At 71.3% G+C, this 13,702-nt stretch carries 12 protein-coding genes; 8 read left to right on the top strand and 4 right to left on the bottom strand.

The features are described from left to right. Positions 1 to 89 precede the first annotated feature (89 nt). The gene (locus tag R0232_RS21255; protein ID WP_431509315.1) at positions 90 to 1,004 is read left to right on the top strand and encodes a LysR family transcriptional regulator; all 915 of its coding nucleotides are present in this window, start codon (positions 90 to 92) and stop codon (positions 1,002 to 1,004) included. A gap of 24 nt (positions 1,005 to 1,028) precedes the next feature. On the opposite strand, the gene R0232_RS21260 is transcribed toward R0232_RS21255, so the two are convergent. After that, a complete protein-coding gene (locus tag R0232_RS21260) occupies positions 1,029 to 1,853 on the bottom strand; it encodes an SDR family oxidoreductase (RefSeq protein WP_431509316.1) in 825 nt (274 codons plus the stop codon). Positions 1,854 to 1,903: 50 nt separating this feature from the next. On the opposite strand from R0232_RS21260, the gene R0232_RS21265 reads away from it, so the two are divergent. From R0232_RS21265 to R0232_RS21280, 4 genes are all read left to right on the top strand, one after another. Then, entirely contained in the window at positions 1,904 to 2,278 is a 375-nt protein-coding gene (locus R0232_RS21265) for a winged helix-turn-helix transcriptional regulator (protein WP_431509317.1), read from the top strand. Between the two features lie 166 nt (positions 2,279 to 2,444). After that, positions 2,445 to 3,875: a glycerophosphodiester phosphodiesterase family protein gene (locus tag R0232_RS21270; RefSeq protein WP_431509318.1), complete on the top strand. Its 1,431-nt coding sequence runs from the start codon at positions 2,445 to 2,447 to the stop codon at positions 3,873 to 3,875. Between the two features lie 43 nt (positions 3,876 to 3,918). After that, positions 3,919 to 4,539, top strand: a complete 621-nt coding sequence (gene trhA, locus R0232_RS21275) for a PAQR family membrane homeostasis protein TrhA (RefSeq protein ID WP_093344676.1) — start codon at positions 3,919 to 3,921, stop codon at positions 4,537 to 4,539. Positions 4,540 to 4,646: 107 nt separating this feature from the next. Further along, entirely contained in the window at positions 4,647 to 5,090 is a 444-nt protein-coding gene (locus R0232_RS21280; RefSeq protein ID WP_431509319.1) for an ester cyclase, read from the top strand. Positions 5,091 to 5,233: 143 nt separating this feature from the next. On the opposite strand, the gene R0232_RS21285 is transcribed toward R0232_RS21280, so the two are convergent. The 3 genes from R0232_RS21285 to bla form a co-directional block, all read right to left on the bottom strand. Next, on the bottom strand, positions 5,234 to 6,535 hold the full coding sequence (locus R0232_RS21285; RefSeq protein WP_093344681.1) for a UDP-N-acetylglucosamine 1-carboxyvinyltransferase: 1,302 nt from the start codon (positions 6,533 to 6,535) through the stop codon (positions 5,234 to 5,236). 41 nt (positions 6,536 to 6,576) lie between these two features. Then, a complete protein-coding gene (locus R0232_RS21290; RefSeq protein WP_431509320.1) occupies positions 6,577 to 7,806 on the bottom strand; it encodes an MFS transporter in 1,230 nt (409 codons plus the stop codon). A 146-nt stretch (positions 7,807 to 7,952) separates the two neighbouring features. Further along, positions 7,953 to 8,843, bottom strand: a complete 891-nt coding sequence (gene bla / locus R0232_RS21295) for a class A beta-lactamase (RefSeq protein ID WP_431509321.1) — start codon at positions 8,841 to 8,843, stop codon at positions 7,953 to 7,955. Positions 8,844 to 9,194: 351 nt separating this feature from the next. On the opposite strand from bla, the gene R0232_RS21300 reads away from it, so the two are divergent. From R0232_RS21300 to R0232_RS21310, 3 genes are read left to right on the top strand one after another with little or no spacing between them, the layout of a single operon-like run. Continuing rightward, positions 9,195 to 11,255 carry a LamG-like jellyroll fold domain-containing protein gene (locus R0232_RS21300; protein ID WP_431509322.1) on the top strand — a complete coding sequence of 687 codons (2,061 nt, stop codon included), beginning with the start codon at positions 9,195 to 9,197 and terminating at the stop codon, positions 11,253 to 11,255. Between the two features lie 12 nt (positions 11,256 to 11,267). Continuing rightward, positions 11,268 to 11,510 carry a hypothetical protein gene (locus tag R0232_RS21305; protein ID WP_431509323.1) on the top strand — a complete coding sequence of 81 codons (243 nt, stop codon included), beginning with the start codon at positions 11,268 to 11,270 and terminating at the stop codon, positions 11,508 to 11,510. Positions 11,511 to 11,521: 11 nt separating this feature from the next. Further along, positions 11,522 to 13,636 carry a phosphocholine-specific phospholipase C gene (locus R0232_RS21310; protein ID WP_431509324.1) on the top strand — a complete coding sequence of 705 codons (2,115 nt, stop codon included), beginning with the start codon at positions 11,522 to 11,524 and terminating at the stop codon, positions 13,634 to 13,636. Positions 13,637 to 13,702: the final 66 nt, after the last annotated feature.

A 13,702-nucleotide genomic window follows, 5' to 3' on the forward strand; every position in this document is an offset into this window, starting at 1 on the left:
GGCAGTCTCTCTGTTCTGAACTGGCGAATAAATACGCGAATCTCGCCAATACAATTCAATGGCCGCCAACAATCCACCGAACTCATTCCATGGACCGCTTCGATGCCATGCGCCTGTTCACCCGCATCGTGGAGCTCGGCAGCTTCACGCAGGCCGCGGCCGCGCTCGAGCTGCCGCGCGCCACGGCCACCCATGCGATCAAGGAGCTCGAGGCCCGGCTGCAGGTGCGCCTGCTCGAGCGCACCACGCGCCAGGTGCGCACCACGGTCGATGGTCAGGCCTACTACGAGCGCTGCCGCCACCTGCTGCTCGAACTCGAGGACGCCGAGTCCTCGCTCGCGCAGCTCGCGGTCAATCCGCGCGGGCGGCTGCGCATCGACATCCACGGCGCGGCCGCCAACGACATCGTGCTGCCGCGCATCGGCGACTTCCATGCGCGCTATCCGAACATCGTGCTCGCCGTGGGCAGCGGCGACCGGCTCGTGGAACTGGTGCGCGAAGGCGTGGATTGCGTGGTGCGCGCGGGCGAGCCCAAGGACTCCTCGCTGGTCACGCGCCGGCTCGCGCTGCTGCCGCAAGTGACCTGCGCGAGCCCGGCCTACCTGGCCGAACGCGGCACGCCGCTGACACCGGCCGACCTGCTGAGCCAGCAGCACCTGGCGGTGAACTTCTTCTCGTCCTCGCGGCCCGACCACTTCCCCTACCTGTTCGAGGTCAACGGGCGCGTCGAGCAGGTCGTGCTGCCCGACTGGATCAGCGTGAACAACGCCGACAGCTACAAGACCTGCGCCGAGCAGGGCTGCGGGATCATCCAGGTGCCGCGCTATCACATCGAGCGCCAGTTGCGCGCCGGCACGCTGGTCGAGGTCCTCGCCGATACGCCCTGCCCACCGATGGTCTATTCGGTGCTCTACCCGCAGCACCGGCTGCTGTCGCCGCGCGTGCGCGTGTTCGTGGACTGGGTGACGGCGCTCTATGCCGAGCGCTTCGGCGCGCTCAGGTAGCGGCGTAGCGGCGCCCTCGTGCGCCTACACGACCGGCACCGTGCCGCCGTCGATCACGTACTCGCTGCCGTGGATCGAGGCCGCGCGCCGCGACACCAGGAAGGCCACGAGCTCGGCCACCTCCTCGGGCAGGCCGGGCCGGCCGATCGGGATGCCGCCGAGCGCATCCATCACGCCCTGGCGCGCGCTCGCGTAGTCGCTGCCCGCGCCCGCCGCGAGCCGCTCGACGAAGGCGCGCGCGGCGCCGGTCTCGATGTAGCCCGGCGCCACCGTGTTCACGCGCACGCCGCGCGGGCCGAACTCCTTCGACAGGCCCTTGCTGTAGGTGGTGAGCGCCGCCTTGGCCGCGGCATAGGCGAGCGTGGATTCGTACAGCGGCAGCCGGCGCTGGATCGAGGAGATGTGCACGATGCTGCCCTCGCCCTGCGCGAGCATCGAAGGCAGGAAGGCGCGGTCGAGGCGCACGGCCGCGAGCAGGTTGGTGTCGAGCGCCGCCTGCCATTGCGCATCGTCGAGCGCGAGCGCGCCGCCGGGCGAGGCGCCCGAGCCGCCGACGTTGTTGACGAGGATGTCGAGCCCGCCGAAGGCCGCGAGCGTGCGCTCGGCGACCTGCGCCACGCCCGCGGGCGTGGCGATGTCGGCCGCGACGAAGAGCTCGGCGCCGTCGCTGTCGGCCGCCTCGGGGGCGCTGCGCGCGGTGACGGCGACGCGCGCACCGCTCGCGGCGAGGCGGCGCACGATGGCCTGGCCCATGCCCTTGGTGCCGCCGGTGACGAGCACGCGGCGGCCCGCGAACTCCGCGGGGTCGAACGAGAAAGGCAGGGAGGAAGGTCGATGCATGTCGGTCATGAGAAAGGTCCTTGTTGGCGATGCATCGAGGCTAGGGATACCCTCGGGCCATGACAAGAACGCACGAAGAAGTAAGGCCCGTACTCGCAGGTAACCCCGTCGCCTACACGCCGGCCAGCGCGGCCGCGCAGGTCGAGCGCACGCTGGGCTGGATCGAGGGCCGCTGGAAGCTGGTGATCCTGTTCCAGCTCTTCGGCGGCAAGGTGCTTCGTTTCTCCGAACTCGAGCAGGCGATACCCGCGGTGTCGCAGAAGATGCTGACGCAGCAGCTGCGCCAGCTCGAGGCCGACGGCCTGGTGCTGCGCACCGTGCATTCGCAGGTGCCGCCGAAGGTCGAATACCGCCTGAGCGACTGGGGCCAGTCGCTGTGCCCGGTGCTCGACGGGCTGCTCAAGTGGTCCGAGGCGCGACCGCGCTTCGACTAGACACAAGGCCTTCGATGACGCCGCGGTGACGCTCGATGTCACCGCGCTTCGGGCGCATGGACGCCCGTGTTGCTTGCGCGCCCACGGTCACCGTACCGTCATCCGCCAAACCTAGCATCCGCCGGCCTTCGGCACCCCTCAACGCAACGCAACGCGAAACTCCAACATGAAGAAAACAGCCGTTCCTGCACCCGCACCCCGTCCCCTGCGTGCCGCCTTCGTCGCGCTCGGCGGCAGCCTCGTCATCGCCGCCTGCGGCGGTGGTGGTGGCGGCAGCGCCTTCGTCCCGGTCCTGCCGCCCGCCCCCGCGCCGGCACCGGCGCCCGCCCCGGCGCCGCTGGGCACGCTCGACGGCTCGGTGCCGCTGGTGATCGGCCATCGCGGCCTGCCCGGCCTCTTTCCCGAGGAAACCCAGAAGGCCTACGAAGCGGCCGCCGATGCCGGCGCCGATTCGCTCGAGACCGACCTGCACCTGACCAAGGACTGCGTGCTGGTCGCGCGCCACAACCCCTGGCTCAGCGACAACACCGACATCGCCGACGTGGCCAAGACCAACGCCACCGTGGCAGCGCGCAAGCGCACCGTGGCCGGCGTGCTGGTCGACGTGAAGTACCCGGCGATCCCGGCGAACGGCCCGTCGCAGTACCTGAGCGACCTGACCGATCCCAAGGATCCGAAGTCGGTGCTCAAGTCGCTGATCGTCGACGGCGAGGACCACACCAACGACTGGTCGATCACCGACTTCACGCTGGCCGAGCTCAAGCAGTGGATCCACGGCACCACCTACGACGCGAAGGACGAGCGCCCGACCGACCTGAACGGCAAGCTGCCGATCCTGAGCTTCCAGGAAGTGATCGACATCATGCGTGCCAAGGCCAAGGCCACCGGCCGCACGATCACCGTGTACCCGGAAACCAAGAACCCGATCTGGAACAACGCCCAGGCGATCGCCAACGGCTGCGGCCCGGCCGGCAGCCATCCGCTGGAAGACGCGCTGCTCAAGGCGATGAACGCCAACGACCTGAACCGCAAGGACGCGCCGATCTTCGTGCAGAGCTTCGACCCGGTGAGCCTGAAGTACCTGCGCTCGGCCGGCCTGAAGGCGCGCTCGGTACAGCTGGTCGACGGCAACGCCATCGACTTCAAGACCGGCGAGATGATCTACGTCACGAACGACGTCTACACCTTCGTCGACGGCCGCCCCTACAGCTGGACGCTCGCGGGCGACCCGCGCTGGTTCGGCGAGATGCTCACCCCCGCCGGCCTGGCCGAGGTGAAGACCTATGCCGACGGCATCGGCCCGTGGAAGCCGCAGGTGATGGCCCACACCATCGTGCCGTTCAAGACCGGCGGCACGCTGGCCGACGTGAACACGATCAAGCCCACCGCGCTGATCGCCGACGCGCACAAGGCCGGCCTGTTCGTGCACAGCTACACCTTCCGCAACGAGCAGAAGTACCTCGCGGGCGTGTTCAAGAAGGACCCGAAGGCCGAGTACCTCGCGTACTTCCGCGCCGGCATCGACGGCGTGTTCTCGGACTTCGCGAACACGGCCTTCGCCGCGCGCCAGGACTACCTGAAGGAAACCGGCCGCTGAGCCGGCACGCGGCGGACTGACCGAAGCAAGCAGGCGGCACACCATGTACCCGGGCGAACGACTCAACGGGTACAGCCACCTGCTCGGCCTGCTGCTCGCCCTGCCGGCGGCCGTGCTGCTGCTGGCCAAGACCCTGCCCACGGGCGACCCGGCGAAGATCGCCGGCTCGCTCGTGTTCTCGCTCTCGGCGGTCGCGCTCTACGCGGCCTCCACCCTGTTCCACAGCACGCGCGGCCGGCGGAAGCGCCTGTGGGAATGCGCCGACCATTGCGCGATCTACCTGCTGATCGCCGGCACCTACACCCCGTTCGCGCTGGTGATGCTCGAAGGCGCCTGGGCCTGGGTGCCGCTGCTGGCGATGTGGGGCGCGGCCGCGGTCGGCATCCGGCGCGAGCTGATGGCCGCGCGCGGCGCACCCGTGAAGCCCTCGCTGCCGCTGTACATCGGCATGGGCTGGCTCGCGATCGCGGCGGCCGTGCCGCTGGCGATGCAGCTCGAGGGCGGCGGCCTCGCATGGCTCCTGATCGGCGCCGTGCTCTACACCGCGGGCACGGTCTTCTACCGCAACCGCCGCGGCTTCCGGCATGCGCATGCGGTGTGGCACCTGTTCGTGCTCGCGGGCACGGTCAGCCATTACGTGGCGGTGGGCTGGTTCGTGCTGTAGCGCGGTCACGAGGCGCGCGCGGCTTCGTCAATGACCGCGGCGGTCATCGCGCCGCGCGAGCTCGCGGCGACACACTGGCCGCCCGCCGTTGCGCTTCACGAGCCTGCATGACCTCCACCACCTCTTCCTCGGCGAGCGAGGATCTTCGCGCCAGCTTCCTCGCATTCCGCCACGCGGTGTTCGAACGCCACGAATTCGACGCGATCGCCCGCTTCCTGCACCCCGAGTTCAGCAGCAGCTCGCCGATGCTGCGCGGCCGTGGTCCGGCCATGTACGCCGACTTCGCGCGCCTGCTGCTCGCGGGCCTGCCCGACCTGCGGCCGCTCGAGCAGGTGGTGCTGGTCGAGGGCACGCAGCTGATGGCGATGACCCAGTGGGCCGGCACCCACACCGGCAACTTCCTCGGCGCGCCGCCCACCGGCCGCGCGCTGCGCTTCGCGACCGCGGACCGCTACGAGACGAAGGACGGGCTGCTGCTGCGCCACTGGGACGTGGTGGACCGGCTCGAGGCCTCGATCGAGGCCGGGCTGCTGCGGCGCGCGGCGCCGTGAAACACGGCGGCCGGAACGCTCACAAGGTGTGAAGAAACCGTGGCGAGCGCACCGAGGTCGCGCCGAGGACCGCAGCCGTACTCACGTACGGTGAGGACCGCAGGTGCGAGATCGGGGCGCGCAGTAGGTTTATTCACACCTTGTCACTCCTCGCTGGTCCACTCCACCTGCACGCCCAGGCTGCGCAGGTTCTCGACGAAGCGCGGGTGCGCGCGGCGGATCGGCGTGGCGTTGCGGATCTCGGAGCGGCCCTCGATGCTCGAGGCCACCATGAACAGCGCGATCGCCACGCGGATGATGTAGGGGCTCTCGACCACCGCGGGCACCAGCGGCGCGCCGCCGAAGGTGATGAGCCGGTGCGGGTCGGACGAGAACACGTGGGCACCGAACTTCGAGAGCTCGCCGGTCCAGCCCAGCGCGCCGTCGTAGACCTTGTTCCAGAACATCGCGTTGCCCTGCGCGCGCACGCCCAGCGCGATGAAGATCGGCAGCAGGTCGACCGGGAAGTACGGCCACGGCGCGGCCTCGACCTTGGTCAGCACGTTGGCGGTGAACGGGGTCTGCACCTTCAGCGGCCCCGAGCGCACGGCGCGCGACCAGCCGTCCTCGTGCACGATCTGCACGCCGAACTTGGCGAAGGTGCGGTCGATCAGCGGGAAGTTGGCCGGCGCGCTGTTGCGCACCACCACGTCGCCGCCGGTGATGGCGCCGAGCGCGAGGAAGGTGGTGATCTCGTGGAAGTCCTCGTCGAAGCGGAACTCGCCGCCACCCAGCGCATGGCCGCCATGCACCGTGAGGCGCGAGGTGCCGATGCCGTCGATGCGCGCGCCGATCATGGCCATGAAGCGGCAGAACTCCTGCACGTGCGGCTCGGAGGCGGCATTGGTCAGGGTCGAGGTGCCCTCGGCGCCGACCGCGCACAGCACGAAATTCTCGGTGGTGGTGACCGAGGCGTAGTCGAGCCAGTGGTCGGTGGGCACCAGGCGCCCGTCGGTGCGCACCAGCAGCGAGCCCTCGGCGCGCTCGACCTGGCCGCCGAAGCTGCGGAACACCTCGACGTGCGGATCGATCTCGCGCACGCCCAGGGTGCAGCCCTTGACGTTGTCCTCGAGCCGCGCCACGCCGAAGCGCGCCAGCAGCGGCGGCACCAGCATGATCGAGGAGCGCATCTCCTCGGGCAGCCGGTGGGCGGCGGCGTCGAACACGGTGTCGCGGTGGTGCAGCGCGAGCGTGCCGGTGGCGTGGTCGAGCTGCACCTCGCTGCCCAGCGTGCGGAAGATGTCGAGGATCTTGCGCACGTCGGTGATGTCGGGCACGCCGTGCAGGCGCAGCGGCTCGCGCGTGAGCAACGTGGCGCAGAGGATCGGCAGCACCGCGTTCTTGTTGGCCGACGGCGTGATGCGGCCGCGCAGCGGCGTACCGCCGTGGACGATGAGATTGGACATGTGTGTGTGGGACCCCTGTGTGGGGTGAATGATAGGCGGCGCTAGGCCTCGTGGCCCGGCGTGCGGCGCGGAATCCAGTGGGCCAGCACGCCGGCCGCGGCGAAGGCGAGCCCGCCCGTGACCGCGATGCCCGCGGCCAGCGAGAGGCTGCCCGCGAGGAAGGACAGCAGCGCCGGCCCGCAGGAAGCGCCGATGTCGGACATCAGCCGCCACACGCCGAGGAAGTGCGCGCGGCCATGGCGCGGCGAATGGTCGGCGCCCAGGGTCATGATCATTCCCGAGCCGATGCCGTTGCCGAAGCCGATGGCCAGCGCCGCGACCAGCAGCGTGGCGGCACCCGTGGTCAGCGGCATCAGCAGCATCGCGAGCCCCATGATCAGCATCGATGGCACCGCGACCCAGCGCCGGCCCTTCTGGTCCATCACCTTGCCGGCCGGGTAGAACACCAGCATGTCGATGCCGCCGGCCATGCCGTAGATCAGCGAGGCCACCGAGGGCGCCAGCGCGAGATGGTCGGCCCACAGCGGGATCACGGCCTGGCGCGAGGCGCGCACCGCGCTGACCAAGGTCACGGCGATGCCCAGCGTGAGGAACACGCGGCGATGGTCGCGCAGGGTCGAGACGATGGTGGGCCTGGCGGGCGCGGCCTGGCCCGGCGGCGCGGGCGGCAACTCGAGGTCGGGAATGCGCGCGCCCAGGATGGCCGCGCCGGCCACCGCCACGATGCCGAGCACGTAGGCCGCCATCAGGCCGAAGAAATGCACCGCGCCGGCCGCCAGGAAGGGGCCGATGAACATGCCGATGCGCATCACGCCGCCCAGCGTGGACAGCGCCCGCGCGCGGTACTCGACCGGCACCGCCTCGCTCATGTAGCTCTGGCGCGCGAGGTTGTAGACCGCCTGCGACATGCCGACCATGAAGCAGCCGAGCGCGAACAGGCCCAGGTGCGAGGTCCACACGCACAGCGCCATGCCGAGCGCGCTCCAGGCGCCGGCCGCCACGATGGCCCAGCGCTCGCCCCAGCGCATGGTGATCATCGAGGCCGGGATGTTGTTGAGCAGCGAGCCGATGCCGATCAGCGCCATCACCAGCGCCGCCATCGGCACCGAGGCGCCGAGCTCGCGCGCCGTGAGCGGCACGATCGGCAGGATCGCGCCCTCCCCGATGCCGAACAGCAGCGAGGGGCCGAAGGCCGGCACCGCGATGCGCCACAGCGAGAACGAGGCCTGGGGGGTGGACGAGGAGGTGGAGACGGCGGGCGGGGACGACATGCGGCGGGGGCTCTGGCTGGATGCCCTGGCCGCGCGGGGCGCGCAAGGCGCGGCCATTGTCCCGCCGATGGCGCGCGGGCGCAGGCGCACCGCGCAGTGCCCGATGGGGCGGGTACGGCATTGCGGCCCCGGGGCAGCGCGGGCGCTCAGCCCCGCATCGCGTTCGCCACGATGCGCACCGCCGAGGCCACCACGTCGTTGCGCGTCCTGGCGCCCTTGTCGCCCGGGAAGGTCAGGTACACCGCGAGCACCAGCGGCGCGCCCGAAGCCGGCCACAGCACGCCGACGTCGTTGTTGGTGCCGTAGTCGCCCGCGCCGGTCTTGTCGCCCACGGCCCAGCCGGCCGGCACGCCGGCCAGGAAGCGCTCCTTGTTGGTGGTGTTGCCGCGCAGCCAGGCCTCGAGCCGCGCGCGCTGCGGCGCGGCCAGGGCATCGCCGAGCACCAGCCGCTGCACGCTGGCGGCCATCGCGGCCGGGCTGGTGGTGTCGCGCGGATCGCCGGGGATGGCGCTGTTGAGCTCGGTCTCCCAGCGGTCGAGGCGGAACACCGTGTCGCCGATGGCGCGCGCATAGGCCGTGACGCCGGCCGGCCCGCCGAGCTGGTGCATCAGCAGGTTGGCCGCGGCGTTGTCGCTGTACTGCAGCGTGGCGGCGCACAACTCGGCCACGGTCATGCCGTCGGCCAGGTGCTTCTCGGTGATCGGCGAGTTCGGCAGCAGGTGGGCGCGGGTGTAGCTCAGGCGGCGCTCGAGCAGCGCCGGTTCCTGCGCGGTGCCGCGCTGCAGGATCGCGGCCGCGAGCATCAGCTTGAAGGTGCTGCACATCGGAAACAGCTCGTTGCCGCGGTGCGCGATGCGCGCGCCGCTGCCGGTGTCGAGCGCGTGCACGCCCAGGCGGCCGCCGCAGTCGCGCTCGAGCGCCGCGAGCCGGGCCTCGGCGTCCGGGCCGGCGGCGGCGGACCAGGCGGCGCAGGCGCTCGCGAGCGGGACCGCGCTGGCGGCGGCGAGGAGCGTACGGCGTCGGATCGGTGTGTTCATGGGTGTGGGATTGCGAGAGAGTGGTTGGACGAGACCGCATGGTAGGAACGGGAGCCCCGCGCTGCCAGCGCGAGCGGGGCGGCGGGCGTCCCGGCTGTATCGGGTGTAACGGCGCTTCCTCGTTCCTCTGTCGATCGGCGCTGTTGCGGCTCTGTCGCGGCTCTGTCATGCGGCTCGCGCAGCATTCGAGGCATTGGTTGTATTTGTGGATTTTGTTGTAAATCACATTCATCTGCCCAAGTGCACATGAATGCATCGATCGCCGGCAAGCCACGCACGACCAGGAATGCCTTCGTGCCGGGGCGGACTTGAGTGCCCGCCCCGGCGTTCTTGACCTGCCGGAGTTCCCCGATGACAACGCCGAGAGGCCGCCTCGCGCGCGCCGCCCTGTGCCTGACCCCCGTGCTACTGCTGGCCGCCTGCGGCGGCGGTGGCGGTGGTTCGACCCCCTTCCTTCCCGTTCCGCCGCCCGCGCCGGCCCCTGCACCCGCGCCCTCCCCCGCGCCGGCACCGCGTCCCAAGGCGCTGGTCATCGGCGTCGACGGCGTGCAATACGCGGCTCTGCAGCAGGCGCTCGGCGACGCGCGCATGCCCGCGCTGCAAGGCCTGGGCACCTTGCTGCCTTCCTACACCGGCGGCGTGCTCGGCCAGCGCACGCAGCAGCAGGCCACCGACGGGCCGTCGTGGGCCACGCTGCTGACCGGCGGCTGGGCCGACCGGCACGAGATCCGCTCCAACTACGAAGGCCAGGCCTTCGGCGCCGACACCGTCTTCAAGCTGCTCAAGCAACGCCGCGCCGACACCCGCAGCGCGGTGGTCGCGAGCTGGAGCGGCCTGCCGCAACTGCTGCGCACCGACAAGGCCGCGGGCTACCTCGAGCTCGCGAAGGACTGCGACGGCAGCGACGACTGCGTCTCGACCGAGGCCGCGGGCGCGCTCGAGAGCGGCGGCTACGACCTCGTGGTGGCCGACTACCAGGGCCCGGCGCAGGTCGCCGACGTGGCGGGCTACGGCACCGACTACCAGAACGCGCTCGCGCAGGTCGACAAGCAGATCGCCACGCTGCGCTCCGCGCTGGCGCGGCGCCGCGCGGCCCAGCCGCAGGAGGACTGGCTGGTGGTCGTCGCCACCACCCACGGCCTGGGCGCCACCGGCGTGGCCGACGGCATCCCGGTGCCGTCGAACCTCGCGACCGCGCTGGTGCTCGACCGCCGCGCCAACCTCGACGCGAGCGCGCCCGCCGGGCTGCCCGCGAACATCGCGGACTGGTACGGCCATGCCTCCACGGCCGACATCGCACCCACCCTGCTGACCCATCTGTCGGCCCTGCCCGCGGCCGACAAGTACGCGATCGACGGCGCGCCGCTGCTGGGCGCGCCGGGCGTGCGCCAGCTCGCCGCGGTGGCCAACGACAAGCGCAACGGCATCCGCCTGAGCTGGACGCTGCCGGCCCCGGTCGCCTCGATCACGGTGCTGCGCGACGGCGCGGCCGTGGCCACGCTGCCCGGCACCGCCCTCGGCTTCGAGGACACCACGATGCCCTTCGACGCCAGCGGCACCTACGCCTACGACTACACCGTGGTGGCCGACAGGACACCGGTCTCGCTGCGCGCCTCGCTCGACTACGTGAAGCCGATCGTGCTGCTGCCCAGCGTGGCCAACGGCCTCACGCACCTGTTCCCGCTGAACGGCGCGCTCGGCGACCGCATCGCCGGTGGCCAGGTCTTCGCGCCCTGGGTCAAGGGCGCCACCGCGATCTACGCGGCAGCCGGCGACGGACCGCTGGGCAGCGGCACCCGCGCGCTGCTGTCGACCGACTACACCGGCGCCACGGTCTGCGCGGCCTGCGACGGCGGCTATTCGGTCCCCACGGCCAGCGTGACCAGCACCACGGCGCCCTTCAGCTTCGGCTTCTGGTTCCGCTCCGACGCCACGCGCTCTGGCATGCCGGTGATCTCGAACAAGGACTGGGGCAGCGGCAACAACCCGGGCCTCGCGATCGGCCAGTACGGCAGCGCCCTGCGCTTCAACATCGGCCGCGGCGGCGCGCGCCTTGGCGACAAGGACCTGGGCTTCAGCGCCAACACCTGGGCCTATGTCGCGATGACGGTCGACGTGCCGGCGCTGAAGGTGAGCTACTACGTCTTCGATCCGGCGCTGGGCCTGCAGAGCAGCTCGGCCACGCTGACCAGCGCCTTCGCGGCCGCGCTCAACGGCCTCAACAAGGGCTTCTCGCTCAACGAGGACGGCGACGGCGGCTACGGCCCGAACTACCGCAACGGCAATGCGAGCAACACCATCGCCGGGCGCTTCGACTTCGCCGAGCTCGCGACCTGGAACCGCGTGCTGAGCGCGGCCGAGATCGAGTCGATCGCGCGCTCGCGCGGTTCGCTGACCACGCTGGTGCCCTGAGGAGAGACACGCATGCGCAACCCAACGATGCAACGCGCGGCCTGCGCCCTGGCGCTGCTTGCCGCCACCGCGCTCACGGCCTGCGGCGGCGGCGGAGGGGGTGGCGGCGCCATCGCCCTGCCCCCGGCCACGGGCCTCGTGCCCAACGACCCGGCCACCGCCGGCCCGCCGGCCGAGGCGCTGACCCCGCCGGGCGGCACGCCCGATTCCCAACTGCCGCCGCGCCGTCCCGAGTCGGTGCGCTGCGCGCCCTGAGCCCGAACACCATGAGCGACAAGCAAGCATCCCCTTCCCGCCGCGGCTTCCTGCGCGGCGCCGCCACCACCGCGGGCGCGGCCGCCGCGCTCGGCATGCTGCCGCCCGGCATCCGCCGCGCGCTGGCGATTCCCGCCACGCGCGAGACCGGCACCATCAGCGACGTCAAGCACGTCGTGATCTTCATGCAGGAGAACCGCTCCTTCGACCATTACTTCGGCACCCTGCGCGGCGTGCGCGGCTTCGGCGACCGCTTCCCGGTGCCGCTGTCCAACGGCAAGCCGGTGTGGCAGCAGCCGCCGACCACGGGCAGCGGCACCTGCGTGCCCTTCCGCTACGACACCACCGCCACCAGCGCGCAGCGCACCACCGGCATGGCCCACAGCTGGTCCGACGGCCAGCAGGCCTGGAACGGCGGGCGCATGAACCAGTGGGTGGCGGCCAAGACGGCGCGCGCGCTCGGCTACTACACGCAGAGCGACATCGCCTACCAGTTCGCGCTGGCCGATGCCTTCACCTTGTGCGACGCCTACCACTGCAGCGAACTCACCGGCACCAACTCGAACCGCCTGTTCCTCTGGAGTGGCACCAACGACCCGCTGGGACAGGGCGGCGGCCCCGCGATCGACAACTCGAACGACGACCTCGCCAACGCGCCCGGCTACGACTGGACCACCTACCCCGAGCGCCTGGAACAGGCCGGCGTGAGCTGGCAGATCTACCAGGACATGGCCGACAACTACACCGACAACCCGCTCGAAGGCTTCACCAGCTTCCGCAAGGCCTACTACGCGGCCGAGCCGACCGAGGCGCAGCGCTCGCTCAAGGCGCGCGGCCTGTCGACGCGCTCGATCGACGCCCTGGCCGACGACGTGAAGGCCGGCCGCCTGCCGCAGGTGAGCTGGATCGTGGCGCCCGAGAAGTACTCGGAGCATCCCGGCCCCTCGTCGCCGCTGTGGGGCGCCGAATACACCGAGCGCGTGCTGAACGCCCTCACCGCCGATCCCGCGGTCTGGAGCCAGACCGTGCTGTTCATCATGTTCGACGAGAACGACGGCTACTTCGACCACATGCCGCCGCCCTCGATCCCCTCGCTGAACGCCGACGGCAGCGAGGCCGGCATGAGCACGGTGTCGACGCTGGGCGAGCGCAACGACCTCAAGGCACCCTACCGCGGGTCGCCCTTCGGCATGGGCTGGCGCGTGCCGATGTACGTGGTGTCGCCCTGGAGCCGCGGCGGCTGGGTCAACTCGCAGGTGGCCGACCACACCTCGGTGGTGCGCTTCCTCGAGACGCGTTTCGGCGTGATGGAGCCCAACATCAGCCCCTGGCGGCGCGCGGTCGCGGGCGACCTCAGCACCTGCTTCGACTTCGCCACGCCCAATGCGGCGCTGCCCGCGCTGCCGCACATCGACGGCAAGGCGGCCGACGATGCCATCGCGAAGCAGCTGCTGCTGCCCACCCCGGTCGCGCCCGCGCCCGGCACCGGCACCCTGCCCCAGCAGGCCACCGGCGTGCGCTACTCGCGCGCCCTGCCCTACGAGCTGCACACCAGCGGCCGGCCCGACGTGGCGCAGCAGAAGTTCTGGCTGGTGTTCGGCAACACCGGCGACGCGGGCGCGGTGTTCCATGTCTACGACCATCTCGCGCTCGACAAGGTGCCGCGCCGCTACACGGTGGAGCCCGGCAAGCTGCTCAACGACGCCTGGGCGGTGGCGGCCGGCGGGCGCTACGACCTCTCGGTGTTCGGCCCCAACGGCTACTTCCGGCGCTTCGGCGGCAAGCTGCCGGCCGCGCTCGCGGGCGGCACGGCGCTGCCCGAGGTGCGCGTCTGCTACGACGCCGCCAACGGCGACGTGCACCTGGAGATGCACAACCTCGGCAACATCAGCTGCACCGTCACGGTGGCGCCGAATGCCTACCGCACCGACGGCCCCTGGTCCTTCGCGCTCGCGCCGGGGCAGGTGGTCGTGCAGAAGTGGGACCTGGCGCCCGCGAAGCACTGGTACGACTTCAGCGTGACGGCCAACGTGGACGACGGCACCAGCTACCTGCGCCGCTTCGCGGGCCGCGTGGAGAACGGCAGCCACGGCATCAGCGATCCGGCGATGGGCCAGGCGGGCTGAGCGTCACGCGCCGCCCGCACGCCTCCCGCACAATGAATGGCGCCGGTCCGCCACCGGCGCCATCGC

This window comes from Variovorax sp. DAIF25, from assembly GCF_050711835.1.
Taxonomy (GTDB): domain Bacteria; phylum Pseudomonadota; class Gammaproteobacteria; order Burkholderiales; family Burkholderiaceae_C; genus Variovorax.

Bases quoted from the DNA above. Each gene is read 5' to 3' on its own strand.
- R0232_RS21255 (WP_431509315.1), top strand. From the start codon at position 90: ATGGACCGCTTCGATGCCATGCGCCTGTTCACCCGCATCGTGGAGCTC.
- R0232_RS21260 (WP_431509316.1), bottom strand. From the start codon at position 1,853: ATGACCGACATGCATCGACCTTCCTCCCTGCCTTTCTCGTTCGACCCC.
- R0232_RS21265 (WP_431509317.1), top strand. From the start codon at position 1,904: ATGACAAGAACGCACGAAGAAGTAAGGCCCGTACTCGCAGGTAACCCC.
- R0232_RS21270 (WP_431509318.1), top strand. From the start codon at position 2,445: ATGAAGAAAACAGCCGTTCCTGCACCCGCACCCCGTCCCCTGCGTGCC.
- trhA (WP_093344676.1), top strand. From the start codon at position 3,919: ATGTACCCGGGCGAACGACTCAACGGGTACAGCCACCTGCTCGGCCTG.
- R0232_RS21280 (WP_431509319.1), top strand. From the start codon at position 4,647: ATGACCTCCACCACCTCTTCCTCGGCGAGCGAGGATCTTCGCGCCAGC.
- R0232_RS21285 (WP_093344681.1), bottom strand. From the start codon at position 6,535: ATGTCCAATCTCATCGTCCACGGCGGTACGCCGCTGCGCGGCCGCATC.
- R0232_RS21290 (WP_431509320.1), bottom strand. From the start codon at position 7,806: ATGTCGTCCCCGCCCGCCGTCTCCACCTCCTCGTCCACCCCCCAGGCC.
- bla (WP_431509321.1), bottom strand. From the start codon at position 8,843: ATGAACACACCGATCCGACGCCGTACGCTCCTCGCCGCCGCCAGCGCG.
- R0232_RS21300 (WP_431509322.1), top strand. From the start codon at position 9,195: ATGACAACGCCGAGAGGCCGCCTCGCGCGCGCCGCCCTGTGCCTGACC.
- R0232_RS21305 (WP_431509323.1), top strand. From the start codon at position 11,268: ATGCGCAACCCAACGATGCAACGCGCGGCCTGCGCCCTGGCGCTGCTT.
- R0232_RS21310 (WP_431509324.1), top strand. From the start codon at position 11,522: ATGAGCGACAAGCAAGCATCCCCTTCCCGCCGCGGCTTCCTGCGCGGC.